Here is an 18,949-nt window from a genome sequence, read left to right as displayed (position 1 = left end):
ATGACGCTGAACTTCGTGAAGATGCATGCCCACGGCGACGACTTCGTGATTGTCGACCTGCGCGGCAAGGTCGATCCGATCACCCCTGAGGTGGCCCGTCGTCTGGGTGATCGAAATCGCGGCATTGGCTTCAATCAGTTGGCCGTGGTGCTGGACTGCGAAGATGCGGCGGCACGCTTGCTGTTCTGGAATCCGGACGGTTCCAGCCTGGAAACCTGCGGCAGTGCAACCCGCGGTGTGGCGGACATGTTGATGCGTGAGGCGAATAGCACTTCAGTGCTGCTCAGGACCCATCGCGGTGTGCTGACCTGTGTCCGCGAGTCGGGTCGGCGGGTATCGGTGGACATGGGCAAGCCTTCGCTCGATTGGCAGGAGATCCCGCTTGCCGAAGAGGTGGACACCAATCGCTTGCCGCTGCCCGGAAGCCCCACGGCTTGCAGCATGGGCAATCCGCACTGCACCTTCTTTGTCGAGGATCTGGCAGCGGTCGACGTGGCGGCTTTTGGCCCCACGGTGGAAACCGATGCGCTTTTCCCCAGCAAGACCAATGTGCATTTCGTCCAGGTCATCGACCGTGGCCATATCCGCCTGCGCATCTGGGAGCGTGGCGGCGGTATCGCGCAGGGCTCGGGCTCCTGCTGTTGCGGGGCGGTAGTGGGCGGGATTCGCCGTGGCCTTCTGGACGATACCGTCGAGGTGCAATGTGACGGTGGAACGGTGCAGGTGAAATGGGACAGCGTCGGCGGCGTGGTCCTGACCGGATCGGTTGAACCGATTTGCTCCGGGACCATTGCGAGCCATTTTCTGCAGGTCTAGGCCTGAAGATACAAGAACACTCCATCCTGAACGAAACAGAGAGTCCTCTGCTCTCTGTGCGGAATACGTGTATCTGCGCGCAACAAGCTAGGTCGCCTCCCACAGGATCACAGGAAGTGGCTGACTTTCTCCCCTAGTGAACTTCCCTTGCCTAAAACAGCCTTCGACTACATCGTTGGCAAATAGCTTTTGATCCAAAGCAGCCCAGCTGTCGGTACTCAATCCACAATGAACAGCTTCGCCCCGCGGGTAGTGGATGACCGATGCCCCTCGTTATTGTTGCCCACCTGATAGCTCATCCCCGCAGACAGGATGAACCGACGACCATCTTCCAGCTCGGTCTCCAGCTCGCCCTCCAGGCACAACAGGATATGCCCTCTCCAGCACCAGTGGTCGGCCAGGTACCCGGGACTGTACTCGACCATCCGTACACGGGCACTGCCAAACTGACAAGTCCGCCAATAGGCGGTACCCGTCTGGCCCGGATGGGCGACGGGCTCGATAGTCGACCAATCAGTCGTACCGAAGGGGATAGCCGTAAGGTCCATGGAGCCGTTCCTTGCCGAGAAGAGCTTCAAACTCTATCAAGCCACCAGGGCGCCAGATAGATACAGATGAACAGGATCGCAGGCATACGCGCCTCGAATGCTGACGAAACACGAGACCTGTAAAGACCTATTCGTCATCCCTTCTGGCGACTTTCCGTCCGTGCCCTTTTAGCCGCCACAAAAGCGACGATCTCTTCAACCTCCCGGGGTGTCAGGCTTCTCTTCAAGTACAACTGCGCAACCTCGCACATCCGCTGGACCTCCAGGGCTTCATCGTTATCCGGTGTATTGGCCATCATCTGCTCCTGAGTCCAGCATCCTCGTGATGCCCAAACAGATAGCCTATTTCAACCCAAGGCGCCAGCCCTGGACGGTTGGCGCACTGCGCTTCCTGGCCGGCCTACACCGTCAAAAACAACGCCGAAGTCCAGACCCTCGACTGATCCCGCTGCCGTGCGCAGATGAACAACGGATGCTCACGCCCCGCTTCCAGCTGCAACTCAGCCAGCTCGATCTGCCCCTGCACCTCTCGCGGCAACAACGCGTCGGTTGTCCGCTCCAGGGAGACCTTCAACTCCGCCCCTGGCAACTCCTCGATCACCTGCCCCTGCGCCAGCAGTTGCTCACCGGACAACTCCATCAGCACCGTCGGCGCATGCACATAAGGTTGCGGCTCGGATGGGTCGCCGACCTTGATGTAATTGTCGATACGGCTTTGAATCTGCAGGGTCGCGCCCGCCAGTTGCGACAGGTCGATCTCGATGCTGTCGGTATCGCCATTGGTATCGGTGCGAAATGCCAGTGTCGTCGCATCCTTGCGCCATACGGTCTGCTCGGGATGATCGAGGCCCAATGCCCGGAAGCCCTTGATCACCGCGCCGGTCACGCGGATTTCGCCGGTCCAGTAGGCACCGCGATAACGGTCCTTGATCCGTGCGCCGCCCAACCGCAGGCGAATGCCGTGCCCCGAGAAACCCAGTTCCTCATGCAGATTGCGCGACCAGACCCGCTGCTCGCCGTCGAACAACTCGACCTGCTCCCAACCCGCCTCCCCCAGCAAACGATAATCCAGCGTCGCATCCGCCCGTGCAGTGAACACCTCGCCCATAAAGTGTGCACCCTGGCGCAGGCTGGCGAACGAGCGCTCGCCGGTGGTGGCAAAGGTCCGGCGGGCACGCAATGCCTTGCCGACACTGGCACGGTCAAAACTGTCGGCAACCACCCCGGTCAGCCCGCCACGGGAACCAAACACCGCCGTGGCCGGCACACCGCCGCCGCAACGGCCCTGGTGTTCATCGCTGTTGGCGGCGGCCCCCACCCGATATCCACGCTGCAAGGCTTCAGCGTAGACCCAATGGAACTGCCCCCACGCCGAACCCACTTCAATCAGGCGCTCCAGCTCGGGGTGATGCCAGTCCAGGTTGCAGCGACGCCCGCCCACGTGAGGCATCATCAGATGGCCTTCGGGGTCCTTGGCATAGGCGGCATACAGCTCGTCCACCGGCCAGGCGCCGGGCTTGATGGTCCCGGCGGTAAACTCGTTCCATTCGAAGGAGCGCACCAGCCGCCCCTGGTTGTCGAACGGAAACTCCGGCTTCCGACCGTGCAGGAACACCACATTGCGGTCGCCGCCGGCGCAGGAGTTGCCGCACCATTCGGTACCGGGATAGCAGACAAAGCGACCCGGCTCATTGAGCTCGTGGATCAACTTGACCGCCTGGTCCCAGCGCTGCTCGGTGATATTGAAGTCGTTGGCGGTATAACCGAGCACATCGAGCCCGGCGACATCACGGCCATAGCTGAGGTTGTACAAGGTGTCATTGGTGCCCACGGTGTCGTCGGAATGCACATGCAGGTCCGCATAGAGCGGACGCAATGCCGTACCCGCCGGGTCGACCGTGACAAAGGCCTGGGCCCCGCGCACAAACGGCCCCTGCACCTCGGCCGACAAGCGCCACTCGCCCACCGCGCCGAACTTCAGCCCCTCAAGCCGGGCAATCGCCCAGCCCTCGGCCGCCAGGCGGAACGGCTGTTGCCGTTGTTCGCCCTCAGGGCCGGTCAGGGTCAATAGCCCCTCCAACGGCAGCTGGCGACAGGTATTGCCCCAGGCATCGTCGACCCGCAACAGCACGTCGAACACTTCACCGGCGCTGACCAGCCGCGGCACGATCAGTTGCACGCCTTGCGCCGGGCCCGGGACGATATCCAGCAACGGATCACCCGGCACCTCGGCAAACTTCGAGCTGCCCAGCGGGTCGATAAACAAGCGGAAACGGAAGTCCTTCTCGACGAAACTCTGCACCCGCGTGCCCGCGCCGCCCTGGCGTCGGTCACCGAGGCGGATGACGATACGGTCGCCAGGATTGAGGTAGCCGTCGACGATATCGATGATCACGGCTTTCTGGAACGGCCGCTCATGACCCTTCTGGTCGAAGCGCACCTTCAGGTGCTGCACCGTGGCCTGGCTCTGCCCCGGCACCAATTCACCGGCCTGATATTCGGCACTGACGTAGTTGGGACCCGCCGGGTTCGAAGTCTGGAACAACGCCCAGTCGGAGTAGAACTTGAACGCCAGCTTCAACCAGGCACCGTCCGCCAAGCCGCTGCCGCCGACCTCGTAGACCAGGGTGATCTCGTCCCATTGGCCGGCCACCAGGGTCTGCCGATCACAGCTGATCGCCCCCAGGAACGGGCGTTGCTTGTTGCGTTCATACAGGCCTTGCGGGGCAATGTAGTGCCCGGCTTCGCGGGGATCGAACGGGTTACTCACATGACACCTCATACAGGTTCATTGAAGGTTTGAAAGGGAGCACCGGCGACTTATTGCTCGCGCCATTGCTGGTAATGACGCTCGATGCGCCGGAACACGAAACTCTCCATCAACCAGGCGATCAGCCCGATCAGGACGATGCCCAGCAGCACCTGGCTGCTGTTGCCGATCTGGCCCCCGGTGGAGACCATCCAGCCGATGCCCCGGGAGGCGCCGATCATTTCCGCCGCCACCAGCGCCCGCCAACCCTGGCTGAAGCCGATGCGCAGGGCCGCCGTGACAAACGGCAGCGATGCCGGCAGATAGACATGGGCCAGCAACTGCCAGGAACTGGCACCCAGCGTGCGGGCCGCGCGCACTTCCCCGCCACGAATGCCCTGCACGCCCTCCTGGATCGTCACCGCCATGGGGAACACTGCGGCGATGAAGATCACCAGCACGATGGACACATAACCCAGGCCGAAGATGATCATGATCAGCGGCGCCCAGGCGATCGGCGGGATGGCCATGAACAGGCTGTTGAGTGGCGCGATGAAGTCACGGAAGCGCGAGGACAATCCACCCGCCGCCCCCAGCAGCACGGCGACAATCACCGCCGCGCAGAACCCGCCGAGCTCCTCCAGGACACTGGCTTGCAGGTGTTGCCAGAGCGAGCCATCACCCAGCCAACGCAGGGCCTCGCGAGCCACGTCCCAGGGTTGCGGCAAAATGTAGGTGGGAAAACGGCTGGCCAGGGCCACCCAGATCAACAGCAGGAACGGCAGCGACGCCCATCCCCAATTCGGTTTTGGCAAGGACATGGGCAGACTCAGCGCGAAGCTTTTTCCAGGTAGGAGGTGTCGACGATCTGCTCGGTCTTGAGCGTGGTGTCGATAAAGCCCAGGTCATGGGAGTAGTTCATCAGGCGCTGGATAAACTGGATGTCCGTGGCCTCCAGGTCCGCCGACCAACCCAGCCGGGTGCGGGCCTGGGCAACGATGGTTTCCGGAGCGATGGTCTTGCCGTCCGGCCCTTGCACCGCTTCGAGCTTGAAGGCCTCGGCGATGATCCGGTTCGACTCGTCGGGATGTTCATTGAGAAAGGCGATGGCCTTGCGATGGGCGCGCAACAGTTTCACCACGTCATCCGGGCGTTCCTGCAAGGTTTTCGGCAGCGCGATCACCACGTACCAGGGGTACTGGGGCAAGGCCTGGTTGACGTCGAACAGGACCCGGCTCGAGCCGCGCAGCAAGGATTGGCTGACAAAGGGTTCCCAGGAGAACGCCGCATCGACGATGCCGCGCTCCAGGGCGGCGTTCATATTGCCCGGGGGCATATCGATGATGTCGAGGTCATGATCGGGATTGAGTCCGGCCTTTTCCTTGAGCACATAACCACGCAGCAGCACGTCCATGCCACTGCCCTTCTTCACCCCGGCGAGCTTTTTGCCCTTGAGCTCGGCCAGGGAGTTGATCGGGCTTTTGCTGTCGACGATCACCGCCGCCTGGCCGTAATTGACCTTGGCCAGGATCCGGCTCTGCAAGCCTCGGGAAAACCACTGGTACACCGGTGGCGTGCCGACATAAGCCACGTCCAGTTCACCCGCGGCCAGTGCCTGCTGGATCACCGGACCATCGCCCAACGCCCTGAGGTCCACGTTCAGGCCTTCCTCACGGTAGTAACCTTCCTTGTCCGCGATCAGCGCCGGGGCGTTGGCCATGGCAAAGACATAACCCACCCGCAGCGGCTTGGCTTCCCCGGCGACGGCCAATGAACTGCCGGCCACCGCGGCAACCGACAATGAAAGGGCAAGCAGCGTACGTTTGATCATTGGATCGACTCGAGTTCAAGGGAGAGAGAGGGAGAGGAAACGCGGGCCTCGGACAGCGCCATGACCTGGGAAATACGCTCCATCAGTTCATTGCGGTAATCGAGGAAAGCCGGCAGGCGGCGGGTTTTCAGATTGGAGCGCGGACGTGGCAGCTGGATCTTCAGCTCGCTGTGAATACCGCCGGGGGCAATATTGAGGACGATGACCCGGTCCGCGAGGAACACCGCCTCGTCGATATCATGGGTAATGAACAACACGGTCTGGCCCAGCTCGGCCCAGATCCGAAGGGTTTCTTCATTCATGTGGTTACGGCTGATGGCGTCCAGAGCGGCGAACGGCTCGTCCATCAGCAAGACCTCCGGCTCAAGGGCCAGGGTCCGAGCCAGCGACACCCGCTGCTGCATCCCGCCGGAAAGCTGATGGGGCAAACGCTGCGCGGCCTGTTCCAAACCCACCAGGCGCAGGTACTGCATGGCCTGTTCCCGCTGCTGCGACTCGCTGATATCAGCCGCCATGCGCAGACCGAAACGGACGTTTTCCAGGGCTGTCAGCCAGGGAAACAACTGTGGCGCCTGGAACACATAACCCAACTCCGAACGCTCCGGACTCACCGTGGCCTGGTTCAAACGGATCTGCCCCGCCTGCGGTTGGACAAACCCCGACAGCAGGTTCAGCAAGGTGGTCTTGCCACAGCCGGACGGCCCGAGGATCGCGACAAATTCACCAGGGGCAGCGCTGAGACTGAAGGAGGAAAACACCCGATGACCATTGGGGTAGCTGAAGCTGATCTGCTCGACGCTCAACGCATCGGCTGGCTGCGGCGCACGAAGGAAGGTTTCTGGCATGGCAAGTGTCGTCAGGTCGTCTACAATGGGAATGCCTGACATAATACGTATTAATACAAGTCATCCCAATAACCGATTTTTATAACCTTAGAAGTGAAGGCTCCGCCGGCGCCACGCTTCTCAGATCACGGAATCCAGCAGTGTCCACGCCCATTCTTCGTGACAGCACCACCTCGCTCTACGAACAGATCGCCCATCAGTTACTGGAAGAGATTCAGCGCGGCGCCTACGAACCCAGTGGCAAGCTGCCCTCGGAGGCCGAACTGGGTCAACGCTTTGCGGTGAGTCGAGTGACCATCCGCCTGGCCGTGGGCAAGCTCAGTGACGAGGGCGTGGTGGAACGCAAGCAAGGCAAAGGCACCTTCGTCGCGGCCAAGCAGGTCCGCCATGGTCTCGATGCCCTGCGCAGTTTTCATGAGGCGCTGCTGTTGCAAGGCCTCAAGCCGAGCATGCGGGTCCTCGATCATCATCTGCAGCCGGTACCCGAGGCGTTGTGCGCGCTGTTTGCGGAAGCCGACCAGTGCCTGTTGCTGGAGCGCCTGCACTTTGTCGACGACGAGCCCATCGCCCTGGGTCGCAGCCATCTGCCGGTGGAACTGGCGGACGTGGTCTGGAGCGCGGTCGAGAACCGTCCGATCTACTCGATCCTGGAGTCGATCACCGGCTCCCCGGTCAGCCGAGCCGACATGGCGATTCGCGCCCAGGAAGCCGACAGGCACCTGGCCAATACCCTGAATGTGAAACGTGGCGCGGCGCTGCTGGTGATGGAGCGCACCTCGTATTTTGCCGATGGCCGCTGCTGTGACCGGACCACCTTTTTTATCCGCCCGGAGCGCTATGCGTTTGTCCTCAGCGGTGTCTTCAAGTCCAGCCCCAGCCCTTGAAATCAGGGCGCCCAGCCCCCTCCCTGCTGACTCCCTCCGCCCCGCTCCGTCGAGCGGGCAGCCCCTGATTCCGCTCAGTTGAGAACTGACCTCGCCCCGGCCCCCAGCGCTGGCCGACGATCGGCATCGTTTTTTTGCAAAAGTCACTTTCATTATGAAATCCACTATGAAATATTATGAGCGTAATAAAATTAAACACCGACCTGGAGAAATCCAATGAAAAGAGCCAGCTTCCAACCCATGCCTTGTCCGGTCGCCCATGCCCTCGAGCATATTGGTGACGGCTGGAGCTTGCTGATCCTGCGCGATGCCTTCTACGGCCTGCGCCGTTTCGACGAGTTCCTCAACAGCCTGGGTATTGCCTCGAACACCCTGACCCGCCGCCTGAATGATCTGGTGGCCGCCGGTTTGCTGGAGCGCCGCCCCTATCAGGACAACCCGCCACGCCATGAGTACCACCTCACCGAAGCGGGCCGGGAGCTACGCCCGGTCATTCTCACGCTGATGGCCTGGGGCGCTCGCCACTCCAGCGGTTCAGACAAGGTTTTCCTGGCGGACGAAACCACCGGACAACCCGTGGCGCTGACGCTGATGGATGCCAATACCGGCAAGCCCATCACCCCCGAAGGCCACCGGGTGCATGTATCCCATGATGCCGATGAATTGACTCAATGGCGTGTCCGTACCGGCCAGGCCTATCGCCAGAGCGATGCCCTGGTCAGCCACTTTCCCAATTAACGTTTCGCAAAGGTCATTTCGCCATGGCAACCCAAGTCAGCGTTGAGCCCGAACCCGTCCCCCCCGTCTCATCCACCCCCGTCCGCCGCAAGCAGGCATTGCGCCTCGGGCTGTTGACCCTCGCCGTCATCGGCGCCGTCGGCTATGGCGGCCACTGGTGGTGGGCCGGGCGCTTCATCGAAGACACCGACGACGCCTACGTGGGCGCCGATGTCACGGTCATCAGCGCCAAGGTGCCGGGTTACATCAGCGAGGTGGCGGTGCTGGACAACCAGTTTGTCAAAGCCGGCGACCTGCTTGCCCGTATCGATGTACGCGACTACCGCGCCGCCCTGGACAAGGCCGATGGCGCCGTGGCGGCGCAACAGGCCAGCCTGGTCAATCTCGACGCGACCGAACAGTTGCAACAAGCGGTCATCAACCAGGCCAAGGCGCAGATCGATGCTTCGGATGCCGAGACGCAACGGGCCGGAGACGATCACGCGCGCTATCAGAATCTGGTGCGCAGCCAGGCCGTATCGGTCGAGAGTGCCCAGCGCGTCGATGCCACCTGGAAGACCGCGCGTGCCGATCACGCCCGCGCCGAGGCCGGGCTGCTCGCGGCTCGCCGGCAACTGGACGTGATCGAAAGCCAGCGCGGCCAGGCCCGGGCAGCGCTGCAACAAGCCCAAGCCGAGCGTGAACAGGCCCAGTTGAACATCGGCTATACCGAGTTGCGCGCGCCTGTCGATGGTTACATCGGTAACCGTCGTGCCAGGGTCGGCACCTATGCCGCCGCCGGCAGCCAGCTGATCGCGGTGGTGCCGGCAAGGGGGCTGTGGGTCGACGCCAACTTCAAGGAAGACCAACTGGCGCGCATGCAGGCTGGCCAAGCGGTCAGTATCCGGGCCGATATCCTGCCCGGCCGTGAGTTCCACGGGCACATCGAAAGCCTGGCGCCAGCCACCGGCGCGCAGTTCAGCGTGCTGCCACCGGAAAATGCCACGGGCAACTTCACCAAGATTGTCCAGCGAGTCCCCGTCCGGGTACGCCTGGACAGCGCCGACGCACAATTGGGTGCGCTGCGCCCCGGGCTGTCGGTGGTTGCCCGGGTGAACACCCATGATGCACTGCCATCCGATGACGTCGCCGTGGCGGGCCGGCCATGAACAACCCACTGCCCACACTGACCATGGCACAAAAAGTGGCGGCTTTCGCCACCATGTGCGTCGGCATGTTCATCGCCCTGATCGATATCCAGATCGTCTCTGCCTCGCTCAAGGATATTGGCGGCGGTCTGTCGGCCGGCGCCGACGACACGGCCTGGGTACAGACCGCCTACCTGATCGCGGAGATCATCGTGATCCCCATGTCCGGCTGGCTCTCGCGCGTGATGAGCACGCGCTGGTTGTTCGCCGTGTCGGCAGCCGGTTTCACCTTGACCAGCCTGCTGTGCGCGTTGGCCTGGAACATCCAGAGCATGATTGCCTTTCGCGCCTTGCAGGGTTTTCTCGGCGGCTCGATGATCCCGCTGGTGTTCACCACGGCATTCATGTATTTCACCGGCAAACAGCGGGTGATCGCCGCCTCCACCATCGGCGCCATCGCCTCGTTGGCCCCGACCCTGGGCCCGGCGGTAGGAGGCTGGATCACCGATATATCATCCTGGCACTGGCTGTTCTACATCAACCTGGTACCCGGGCTGTTCGTGACCTTTGTCGTGCCGATGCTGGTCAAGGTTGATCGCCCCAACCCGGCCTTGCTCAAGGGCGCCGACTATATCGGCATGGCGCTGATGGCGGTGTTTCTGGGTTGCCTGGAGTACACCCTGGAAGAAGGACCACGCTGGAACTGGTTCAGCGACGGCACCATCGCCACTACCGCCTGGATTGCCGGCATCAGCGGCGGATTGTTCATCTGGCGCTGCCTGGAGATTGCCGAACCCATCGTCGACCTGCGCGCACTGGGTGATCGCAATTTTGCCCTGGGCTGCCTGTTTTCCTTTATCACCGGTATCGGCATTTTCGCCACCATCTACCTGACGCCGCTGTTTCTAGGGCGCGTCCGTGGATACGGCTCGCTGGACATCGGCCTGGCAGTGTTTTCCACGGGTGTGTTCCAACTGCTGGCGATCCCGGTGTATGCGATCCTGGCCAACCGCATCGACCTGCGCTGGATCCTGATGCTGGGCCTGTCCTTGTTTGCCCTGTCGATGTGGGACTTCTCCCCCATCACCCATGACTGGGGTGCCAGGGAACTGCTGCTACCGCAGGCCATACGTGGCTTCGCCCAGCAAATGGCGGTGCCGCCCGTAGTGACCCTCACCCTTGGCTCGCTGGCTCCCGCGCGCCTGAAACTGGCCTCCGGCCTGTTCAACCTGATGCGCAACCTGGGCGGCGCCATCGGTATCGCCGCCTGTGCCACCGTGCTCAACGACCGGACCAACCTGCATTTCCTGAGACTGGCCGAGCACCTCAATACCCGCAACGAAGCCATGAATACCTGGATCGACCAACTCACGGTGAATGCACAACTGCTCGGGCAGAACAGCATTGACGCCAGCCAGCTTGCGTTGCGCCAAGTGTGGGCCCTGACCTGGCGAGAGGCACAAACGCTGACTTACGCCGACGCCTTCCTGATGATCATGGTCTGCTTCGTGGCCGCCACGTTGCTGGTGCCGTTGATGCACAAGGTCCAGCCGCCCAAACAACCGTCCGCCGACGCTCATTAATCACGTTTGAGGATTATTCGATGAACACTTTGCTTGATCGCATGCTTCCCCACGGGCGCTTTGTACTGGCCGCACTGGCCATGACGGTGGCCGGCTGCACGGTGGGACCGGACTACCAGCGCCCCGCCGATCAGGCCGCCGCCCGATTCATGGCGCAAGACGCCCTGCAGCAGCGCGACGCCGGGCGCCCCGCCCCCGCACTGGAAAACTGGTGGAAAGGCTTTGATGACCCGCAACTGACCCAGTTGATTCAGAAAGTCCTGGCGCAGAACCTCGACTTGGCCGTAGCCATGGCCCGTGTCGAGCAGGCGCGTGCCGTCGCCCAAGAGGCCGGCGCGACGCGTATGCCTCAAGGCAGCCTCGATGGACAGGTCGTGCGGCAGCGCCAATCGCTGGAAAGTCCCGAGGGCCAACTCGCGAGCCCCCAGCCAGGCTACGAGCGCAATCAAACCCTGAGCAATATCGGCGCCGGTGCGAGCTGGGAGCTGGATCTGGCCGGAGGACTCAAGCGTGGCGAGCAGGCCGCGCTGGATGACGCCCAGGCCGCACAAGCCAGCCAGGCAGGCGTGCGCGTTTCCGTGGCCGCCGAAGCCGCTGACGCTTACTTGCGAATTCGCGGTGCCCAGCAGCGGATTCAGGTGACCGAACAACAGATAAAAAACCAGGGTGATTTGCTCGGCCTGGTCGAAAGCCGCCTGGCCCAAGGGCTGGGCAACCAGCGCGAAACCGCCCAGGCCAGGGCCGTGCTGCAACAGGCGCGTACCACCCTGCCACCCTTGCGCACCGAACTGGCGGTGCAACTCAATCGGCTCGACGTGCTGATGGGCGCCGCGCCCGGGACCTATGCCCGCGACCTGGCCGGTAGCGCACCGGAAAAATTCGATTACAAGGTTCCACAAATCCCGGCCAGCATTGCGCCCGGAGAAATGCTGCGCCGGCGCCCGGATGTCATCGCCGCCGAACGGCGCCTGGCGGCCAGCAACGAGCGGATCGGCGTAGCGGTTGCCGAGTTCTACCCGAAGGTTTCTCTGGGCGGCCTGCTGGGCTTCTCCAGCCTGCACAGCGGCTCGCTGTTCAGCGCCCAGGCCTTCCAGCCACAGGCGCTGTTGGGGCTGCATTGGCGCCTGTTCGATTTCGGCCATGTCGACGCCGAGGTCGCCCAGGCCAAAGGCGCAAACGCCCAGGCGCTGGCCGAATACCGCCAGTCGATGCTGCGCGCCAGCGAAGATGTTGAAAACGCCGTGGTGACCCTGACTCAACTCGAGGCCCAACGTCAGGAACTGGCCCTTGAAATCACCGCCAGGCAAACCGCGCGACAAGCGGCCAGCGAGGCGTACCAGGGCGGGGCGGTGAGCCTGATCGAAGTGTTGAACGAGGACAGCGAACTGCTCCGCACACGAAACCAGATGGCAGAGCTCAATGCCAACGACGCGCGTGCCGCCGTCGCCACGTTCCGCGCCCTGGGGGGCGGCTGGGCCGTGGAGTAGCGCCAAGGTCATATCGCCTGGCCATCAGGGGCTCCGGCCTTTGATGGCGGTGATTTGTCCATCTCGTCACGCGCATAAGATCAAAAAAGCATTAATAAATAAACAATCAATATTTATTGTTATTAAAACGTTCGACGTACTCTCAGCTCATCCCGTCCAGTCATCGCGACAATGGAGAGCCCTTATGAGTCCAACTGATAGCGTTATCGACCTCGCCCAGTACCGCAAGCGCAAGCACGCGCAGAAGCTGGCCCGAGCGCTGTGGGAAATGTATGCACGCAATGCCGGCCAGCAAGCCTTCCAATGGGTGCAACTGGCCCGTGCCAGCGAGACCCGTCACGCGTGAATGCACCGGACCCGACACGGTTTCTGGCCAGCGCCGACGAACCGCTGCTGGACCTGAACAACCTGCAACCCCTTGAAGAAGACCCGATCGGTGAAAGGGTCGCGCAGAATCTGCAACGCCTGCGCGGCAAGCATCACTTGTCCCTCGACGCCCTCGCCCGCCAATGCGGCGTGAGCCGGGCGATGCTGGCGCAGATCGAGTCCGGGCGCAGCGTGCCGTCGATCAAGGTACTGTGCAAAATCGCCAAGGGCCTGAAGGTCTCGGTGGCGGCGTTTCTCGAACACCGTGCCTTTGAAGGGGTTGCCGTGCTCTCGGCAAGCAAGAGCAAACGCCTGGTCAGCGCCAACGGTGCGTTTGTCAGCCGCGCCCTCTTCCCTTTCGACGTGGCCCGCCAATCGGAGTTCTACGAGCTGCGCCTGAGCCCGCTGGGCGAGGATATCTCCGAGGGCCACGGTCCCGGCGTCCAGGAAAACCTGGTGGTGTCCCAGGGCGTGCTGGAGATCAGCGTCAACGACGAACGCTACCTGCTTTCCACCGGTGACTCGATCCTGTTCTACGCCGACCAGCCGCACCGCTATCGCAATCCCGCCGACAGCGAAGCCGTGGCCTACCTGGTGGTGACCCACCCCGAACGCCTGGACTGAATAACCGACAGCCACGAAAAAGCCCGGCGAGGATCACTCCAGCCGGGCTTTTTTACTGATTCAATCGATCAGCAGGTGCAGCACATCATGGGCATGCCATTGCAGCTCATCATCATCGGCATGCTGCAATCGTTCATCATCTTCATCATCAGGGTGCAGCAATTCTTCATCATGTCCATGTTCATGCCGGCCATCGGCATGATTTTGCACATCATGCAGTCGGCCATCATGGTGCATTCCATCACGCACTTCATCGACGGCATCGGCATGCCCATCATCGGCATTGGCATCATCATGTTCATCATCGGCATGGCCATGGCCGACCGGGACATGCACATCATGCTCATGTTGCCGCAATGCATCATCATCGGCATGCCGCAGTTCATCATCATCTGCATCATTTCAGCGCTGTTCTTGAACATCGCCATGTCCATGCCAGCAGCCGGCATCATTTTGCACAGCATGCCGTCGTCCATCATTTCGCAGGTCATGGTTGCCATCATCATTGGCATCCCCATGGCCGGCATCATCGGCATGGTGTTCATCGGCATTTGCATCTGCATGGCGTTCATCATGGTGAAACTCCCTGAATGATTCGATAGTGGGTAAAGCTGATGGGGCGGATTCTAAAGAAAACCCAATGCACGGCAAGACGCTGATCCAGCAGCCGAAGCGGATGCCAGGACAGGCTTTAGGACGCCATTTGCAGGCCGGCGTCTGCTATGGCATCCATTCAAGTACAAAAACAGATAAATACAAATTCATAACATCGATTTGGCTGTTATGGATATGTGGAAAACCACTAATCAAATAACTCAAGGAAATAATCATTCTAAACAGACATCGCTTTTTACTCGCCCGCCCGGTCTTATTCCAAAGCCACAACCAACAATGTTCTTTTGGTCTTTTATAGATATAAACCTGCCCCCTTATAGTGATAGGCAAGCCACTTTCCTACACACAATAAGGACATTTCATGCATTCACGTTTTTTGCTGGCGGCGCTGTGCCTGGCAGTTGCCGGTTGCGTCAGCGCGCCTGTCGCTTCGGTGCACACCAAGGACCCCAGCAGCTCAACCCTCCAGGGCGACGCAAGCCGGCCGGCCCAGGCGCAATGGGTGCGCACCGAGCTGTATTTCTCGGTGGGGCCTCTGGAAGGTCAGGAAGGTGTGATCAGCCCGGCACGCTGGCGGGCGTTTCTCGATCAGGAAGTCACGCCGCGCTTTCCCGATGGTTTCAGCGTACTGGATGCCTACGGTCAATGGCGCGACCACGGGGCCAAGGAGCCCGAACGGCTGGGGACCAAGGTGATCGTGATCCTGCATGAAGACACCCCGCAGCACGGTAATGACATCGAGGCCATTCGCCTGGCGTGGAAGCGGATCACGGGGGATTTGTCGGTGTTGCGTTTATCGCAGCCGGCACAGGTGTCGTTCTAGGCCCTGTGGCGAGGGGCTTGCCCCCTCGCCACAGACCTTAAAACGCGTAAGTCGCCCGCCCGTAGTAATACGCACCGTTGGTGCCGATCGCGGACAACACGTCGTACGGCAAATTACCGCCATAGTTGATCTGCGAGTTGGAGCGTGCCGGATAGTTGTCGGTGAGGTTATTGCCACCCAGGGCCACCGTCAGGTTCCTGGTCACCTTGTACTGCGCCTCGGCATCCAGCTGCCACACCGCGCCGTAGGTCTGCGTCGGATGATCACCATCGCCAAAGTCGAAGACCCGGGTGGTCTCACCCTGGCGCGTCAGACGCCCCAGCAATCCCCAGGTGTCATCAGTCCAGTTGGCGGTGAACACAAAGCGGTCCTTGGGCGCCGCATCGGTCAGGGTGTTGCGCTCCTCTATCCCCACCAGCGCGTCACTGCCAATGCCCAGGGCGGTCAGTTGCGACGGCGTGCCCTTGGTCGACAGGACCTTGGTGTGGTTGTAGGTATACGCCGTGGTCAGCCCCAACTGCCCACCGGCCCAGGGCTGGCGGTAGTTGAGCACCAGTTCGGCGCCATCGGTGCGGGTGTCGGCGGCATTGGTGAAGAAGTTGACATCATGCACCCCGGCCACCCCGACCGTGTTCTGGATGTATTGCTCCAGGGCATCGCCACCGATGCGCTGGGACAAGGTGATGCGGTTCTTCACATCGATCCGGAACACGTCGAACGACATATCAAAACGATCATTGAGCTGCGCGGTAAGGCCGATGCTGAAGTTCTTCGAGGTCTCGGGCTTGAGATCCTGGGCGCCGAGGGCGCGGGCCACCGGGTCGTTGACCGATAACACACGAATATCCGTCAGTTGCCCGCCATCGCCGAAGTTCGTGGTGGTGTGCTGGAAGCCCACCTGGGCCAGGGATGGCGCGCGGAAGTTGTTGGAGATCGCGCCACGCAACGCCAGGGCATCGGTAAAGGCATAACGGCCACTGAGTTTGCCGGTGAGCTTGCTGCCGGCGTCGTCGTAACGCTCCCAGCGCGTCGCTGCATCGACAAACAGTTTATCGGTCAGGTCGCCGGACAGGTCGGCGTAGGTGCCGAACACATTGCGATCGATGTTCACCGTCTCTGAGGGCCGCAGGCCGCTGCCGCCATCGGCACCGGTGCCCACATAGGAAGCGCTGTCACCGGGTTCGGTCAGGTAGTTTTCATACCGGTACTCGCTGCCCAGCGCCAGGACGAACGAGCGCTGGCCCAGCTTCAATTCACGGGTGAAGTCGAGGTTTGCCACGCTCTGGCGCAGCTCATAGTTACCGGTGTCGAACGAAGTCGGCGAATCGGCGCCCAGGGAGGCGTTGAGGGTATCGCGCACCGAAGACTCGAAGCGGTTGCGGCCGTGGGTCAGGCTGGCATCGAAGTCCCACAGCTCGCCGATCAGCCCCTTGTAGCCCGCCGTGGCGGAGAGGTCGAGGTTCTTGCCCAGGGTCTGCGGCAGGTAACCGTCGGGATAGAACGCCGGCTGCTCGGAAGGATAACGATAGAACGCCGCGCCCGTGGTATGACGCTGATTGTAGGTGCCGAAAGCGTAGGCCTTGCCCGAGCCCAGCGGCAGCTCACTGTTGAACCAGGCGTTGGTGTCCCGGGCCACGCCATCGCCCATCACGTAGTTGCGCTGGCCCGGCGTGTCGGCGAAACCGTCGAAGCCGGCGCGGTTGGTCGGGTCGCGATCCTTGTATTCGGTACCGCCGCGAATGAATCCGCCGTCCTCCCCCAGGCGCGTACCGATCTTGGCGCTGGTAAAGGAGTTGCGACCATCGGTGGTGGTACGGTCGATGGGGTCCTGATGGGTGTGATAGGCGCCGTAGCTGGTGGAGACTTCGCCACCTTCCGGGGCGTCGTCGAGGATGATATTGATCACCCCGGCAATGGCATCGGAACCGTACTGGGCTCCTGCCCCGTCACGCAGCACTTCGATGCGCTTGATGGCGCTGATGGGAATCGAGTTGAAATCCACCGGCGCGGTACCCCGGCCGATTTTCGAAGAGTCGTTGACCAGCGCCGAAGTGTGCTGGCGCTTGCCGTTGATCAGGACCAGCACCTGGTCGGGACTCATGCCCCGCAGTTGCGCGGCCCGGACATGGTCGGCGCCACCGGAGTTGGACTGGCGCGGAAAGTTGAACGACGGCAACAACGTCTGCAAGGCCTGCCCCAGTTCGCCGCCAACGGCGCCGGTGGACTTCAGGTCAGCCGCGGTCAGTACATCCACCGGCACCGGAGAATCGAGCACGGTACGGTTTTTTCCCCGCGTGCCGGTCACCAGTACGGTATCCAGTTTATTCGTGGTGTTATCGGTACTTTCTTCGTCGGATGAAGTTTGTCCGAATACCGGAGTTTGGGCCAGGGCGGCGACAATCGCTGCGCTCAGCAATGAACAAGAACGACGAGACATCGGTACGGCTCCCAGATAACGTGCGGCACTGTACGACGGGCAATAGCTATCACTGCCCGGTGCAAGACAGGCCTGCTCCAATGGTTGTTTCAGTACGGTTTATTATGAGTTGCTCATTCGTCGAACAGCCGCACACGGACACGACAATACCGCTGCCGAGCCGACAAACTAACGAGTTGAACTTTGAGTCACCGTCCAGGCGACGAGGGTGTTGTTTCTGGCGTCCTTGCCACGGATAAAACAACAACCCGGTAATACTAGTTAATTCAAAAGTCTTTTAAAAAGAACCAATGTATCTGAGGTTATACCTGTTGATACAAATGAGTGACCAACAACTACAAGTTTATCGCAGGCGCGAACCGACTCGCGCCTGCCAGGCCAACAGCAACTTCAGAGGTACTACCGACAGCGATCAATCGGTCACGGGAATCCACGCCGAACGCGCCACATTGGCCGCATCGCCAAAGGCCGGAACCTTCTGCGCCAGATCGCGGACGTTCTTCACGTCCAGGTCCACCAGTTGCTGGCGGGTGATCAGGGTCGGTGGCACCAGTACCTGGTGCCCGGGGTTTTCACCGGCAATCAGCATCGCCAGGGCACGGACGCTGATGGCCCCCGCCACTTGCGGATTGACTGCCGCGGTAGCGGCCCAGGCGCTACCCGGTTCTTTCATGATCTGGATATCCGCGGTGGAAATATCGGCGCTGTAGATCTTCACTTTCGAACCGAGCCCGGCTTCGTCGACGGCGATTTTCGCGCCTTTGGCGAACTCGTCAAACGGCGCGAAGATCACGCTGATCCCCGGGTTGGCGCGCAACACGGCGCTGGCCTGGTCGGCCACCGAATTGGCAATCGGTGGATTGAGGGTACCGAAGCGAGCCTTCTCGACGATGCCCGGATTCGCCGCCTTGACCTGGCTCCAGATTTCGTCACGGCGCTCCATCGGGGTAAAGCCGCTGATATAGACATACCCGGCATCGAAACGCGTGCCGTTATCCTTCAGCGCCTGATCCAGCGCCAGCCGCGCCAGGGCATGGTGATCCTGCTCGACCTGGGTCACCTTCGGGCTGTTCAGGTCGACGTCGAACGCCACCACCTTGATGCCCTTGGCGACGGCCTTGTCCACCGCGTCCTTGAGGGTTTCCGCCAGCCCCAGCTCGATGATGATGCCATCGACGCCGAGGTCGACGGCCTGCTCGATCATCTCCCGCTGGCTGGCGGCCTGTTGCCGGGCATCGAACACCCGCAGGGTCGCGCCCAGGGCCTCGGTCTGTTTCTCCACGCCGCGCAGGTAGGCTTCGGTGAAGTCACCGGAGAACAGATAGCCCACCAGCGCGATCTGCACCTTGCCCTTGTCGAACGGCGCGGGTGCCCCCGGCAGCGGCTTGGCGTTGGCGGCCAGGACCACCCCGGACAACAACGCGCCTGCCAGGCAGTGGCGAACAAAACCCTTGATTGATCCTTGCATGCTAAATC

The 18,949-nt window shown here is 61.7% G+C and carries 19 protein-coding genes; 10 read left to right on the top strand and 9 right to left on the bottom strand.

What is annotated here, in order from left to right; translation table 11 throughout:
- Window positions 1–816, top strand: coding sequence for a diaminopimelate epimerase (gene dapF / locus CWE01_RS13650; RefSeq protein WP_100941054.1), 816 nt, complete (start codon window positions 1–3; stop codon window positions 814–816).
- Window positions 817–1,034: 218 nt separating this feature from the next.
- On the opposite strand, the gene CWE01_RS13645 is transcribed toward dapF, so the two are convergent.
- The 6 genes from CWE01_RS13645 to CWE01_RS13625 form a co-directional block, all read right to left on the bottom strand.
- Window positions 1,035–1,364 carry a DHCW motif cupin fold protein gene (locus tag CWE01_RS13645; RefSeq protein ID WP_100941053.1) on the bottom strand — a complete coding sequence of 110 codons (330 nt, stop codon included), beginning with the start codon at window positions 1,362–1,364 and terminating at the stop codon, window positions 1,035–1,037.
- Window positions 1,365–1,498: 134 nt separating this feature from the next.
- Window positions 1,499–1,660, bottom strand: coding sequence for a hypothetical protein (locus tag CWE01_RS33295; protein ID WP_157815217.1), 162 nt, complete (start codon window positions 1,658–1,660; stop codon window positions 1,499–1,501).
- A gap of 104 nt (window positions 1,661–1,764) precedes the next feature.
- A complete protein-coding gene (locus CWE01_RS13640) occupies window positions 1,765–4,134 on the bottom strand; it encodes a hypothetical protein (protein WP_100941052.1) in 2,370 nt (789 codons plus the stop codon).
- Between the two features lie 50 nt (window positions 4,135–4,184).
- Window positions 4,185–4,934, bottom strand: a complete 750-nt coding sequence (locus tag CWE01_RS13635; RefSeq protein WP_100941051.1) for an ABC transporter permease — start codon at window positions 4,932–4,934, stop codon at window positions 4,185–4,187.
- Between the two features lie 8 nt (window positions 4,935–4,942).
- Window positions 4,943–5,944: an ABC transporter substrate-binding protein gene (locus tag CWE01_RS13630; RefSeq protein WP_100941050.1), complete on the bottom strand. Its 1,002-nt coding sequence runs from the start codon at window positions 5,942–5,944 to the stop codon at window positions 4,943–4,945.
- On the bottom strand, window positions 5,941–6,789 hold the full coding sequence (locus tag CWE01_RS13625) for an ABC transporter ATP-binding protein (protein WP_100941049.1): 849 nt from the start codon (window positions 6,787–6,789) through the stop codon (window positions 5,941–5,943). The genes CWE01_RS13630 and CWE01_RS13625 overlap by 4 nt, the downstream gene beginning before the upstream one ends.
- A gap of 140 nt (window positions 6,790–6,929) precedes the next feature.
- Between CWE01_RS13625 and CWE01_RS13620 the strand changes: the two genes are divergently transcribed.
- The 7 genes from CWE01_RS13620 to CWE01_RS13595 all read left to right on the top strand — a co-directional run bounded on the left by CWE01_RS13620 (window position 6,930) and on the right by CWE01_RS13595 (window position 13,598).
- Window positions 6,930–7,673 carry a GntR family transcriptional regulator gene (locus CWE01_RS13620; RefSeq protein WP_100941048.1) on the top strand — a complete coding sequence of 248 codons (744 nt, stop codon included), beginning with the start codon at window positions 6,930–6,932 and terminating at the stop codon, window positions 7,671–7,673.
- A gap of 216 nt (window positions 7,674–7,889) precedes the next feature.
- Entirely contained in the window at window positions 7,890–8,411 is a 522-nt protein-coding gene (locus CWE01_RS13615; protein WP_100941047.1) for a helix-turn-helix domain-containing protein, read from the top strand.
- A gap of 23 nt (window positions 8,412–8,434) precedes the next feature.
- The gene (locus CWE01_RS13610) at window positions 8,435–9,559 is read left to right on the top strand and encodes an HlyD family secretion protein (protein ID WP_100941046.1); all 1,125 of its coding nucleotides are present in this window, start codon (window positions 8,435–8,437) and stop codon (window positions 9,557–9,559) included.
- Window positions 9,556–11,121: a DHA2 family efflux MFS transporter permease subunit gene (locus CWE01_RS13605; RefSeq protein ID WP_100941045.1), complete on the top strand. Its 1,566-nt coding sequence runs from the start codon at window positions 9,556–9,558 to the stop codon at window positions 11,119–11,121. The genes CWE01_RS13610 and CWE01_RS13605 overlap by 4 nt, the downstream gene beginning before the upstream one ends.
- A 20-nt stretch (window positions 11,122–11,141) precedes the next feature.
- On the top strand, window positions 11,142–12,608 hold the full coding sequence (locus CWE01_RS13600; protein ID WP_256579351.1) for an efflux transporter outer membrane subunit: 1,467 nt from the start codon (window positions 11,142–11,144) through the stop codon (window positions 12,606–12,608).
- 184 nt (window positions 12,609–12,792) lie between these two features.
- Window positions 12,793–12,954 carry a hypothetical protein gene (locus CWE01_RS33580; RefSeq protein WP_177143934.1) on the top strand — a complete coding sequence of 54 codons (162 nt, stop codon included), beginning with the start codon at window positions 12,793–12,795 and terminating at the stop codon, window positions 12,952–12,954.
- The gene (locus tag CWE01_RS13595) at window positions 12,951–13,598 is read left to right on the top strand and encodes a helix-turn-helix domain-containing protein (RefSeq protein WP_100941044.1); all 648 of its coding nucleotides are present in this window, start codon (window positions 12,951–12,953) and stop codon (window positions 13,596–13,598) included. The genes CWE01_RS33580 and CWE01_RS13595 overlap by 4 nt, the downstream gene beginning before the upstream one ends.
- 68 nt (window positions 13,599–13,666) lie before the next feature.
- Here CWE01_RS13595 and CWE01_RS13590 read toward each other — a convergent pair whose 3' ends face one another.
- On the bottom strand, window positions 13,667–14,173 hold the full coding sequence (locus CWE01_RS13590) for a hypothetical protein (protein WP_177143935.1): 507 nt from the start codon (window positions 14,171–14,173) through the stop codon (window positions 13,667–13,669).
- 26 nt (window positions 14,174–14,199) lie between these two features.
- Here CWE01_RS13590 and CWE01_RS33685 point away from each other — a divergent pair, with 26 nt between their 5' ends.
- Both CWE01_RS33685 and CWE01_RS13585 read left to right on the top strand, forming a co-directional pair.
- A complete protein-coding gene (locus tag CWE01_RS33685; RefSeq protein ID WP_157815216.1) occupies window positions 14,200–14,412 on the top strand; it encodes a hypothetical protein in 213 nt (70 codons plus the stop codon).
- Between the two features lie 162 nt (window positions 14,413–14,574).
- A complete protein-coding gene (locus CWE01_RS13585; protein ID WP_100941043.1) occupies window positions 14,575–15,036 on the top strand; it encodes a DUF3574 domain-containing protein in 462 nt (153 codons plus the stop codon).
- 37 nt (window positions 15,037–15,073) lie between these two features.
- On the opposite strand, the gene CWE01_RS13580 is transcribed toward CWE01_RS13585, so the two are convergent.
- Both CWE01_RS13580 and CWE01_RS13575 read right to left on the bottom strand, forming a co-directional pair.
- Window positions 15,074–17,473: a TonB-dependent siderophore receptor gene (locus CWE01_RS13580; RefSeq protein WP_100941042.1), complete on the bottom strand. Its 2,400-nt coding sequence runs from the start codon at window positions 17,471–17,473 to the stop codon at window positions 15,074–15,076.
- 412 nt (window positions 17,474–17,885) lie between these two features.
- Window positions 17,886–18,941, bottom strand: a complete 1,056-nt coding sequence (locus CWE01_RS13575) for a substrate-binding domain-containing protein (RefSeq protein ID WP_100941041.1) — start codon at window positions 18,939–18,941, stop codon at window positions 17,886–17,888.
- Between the last annotated feature and the right edge of the window lie 8 nt (window positions 18,942–18,949).

The organism is Pseudomonas sp. QS1027, assembly GCF_002814235.1.
GTDB lineage: Bacteria > Pseudomonadota > Gammaproteobacteria > Pseudomonadales > Pseudomonadaceae > Aquipseudomonas.
The sequence above is the reverse complement of the archived record's forward strand: the minus strand, read 5'-3'. Positions and strand labels throughout refer to the sequence as shown.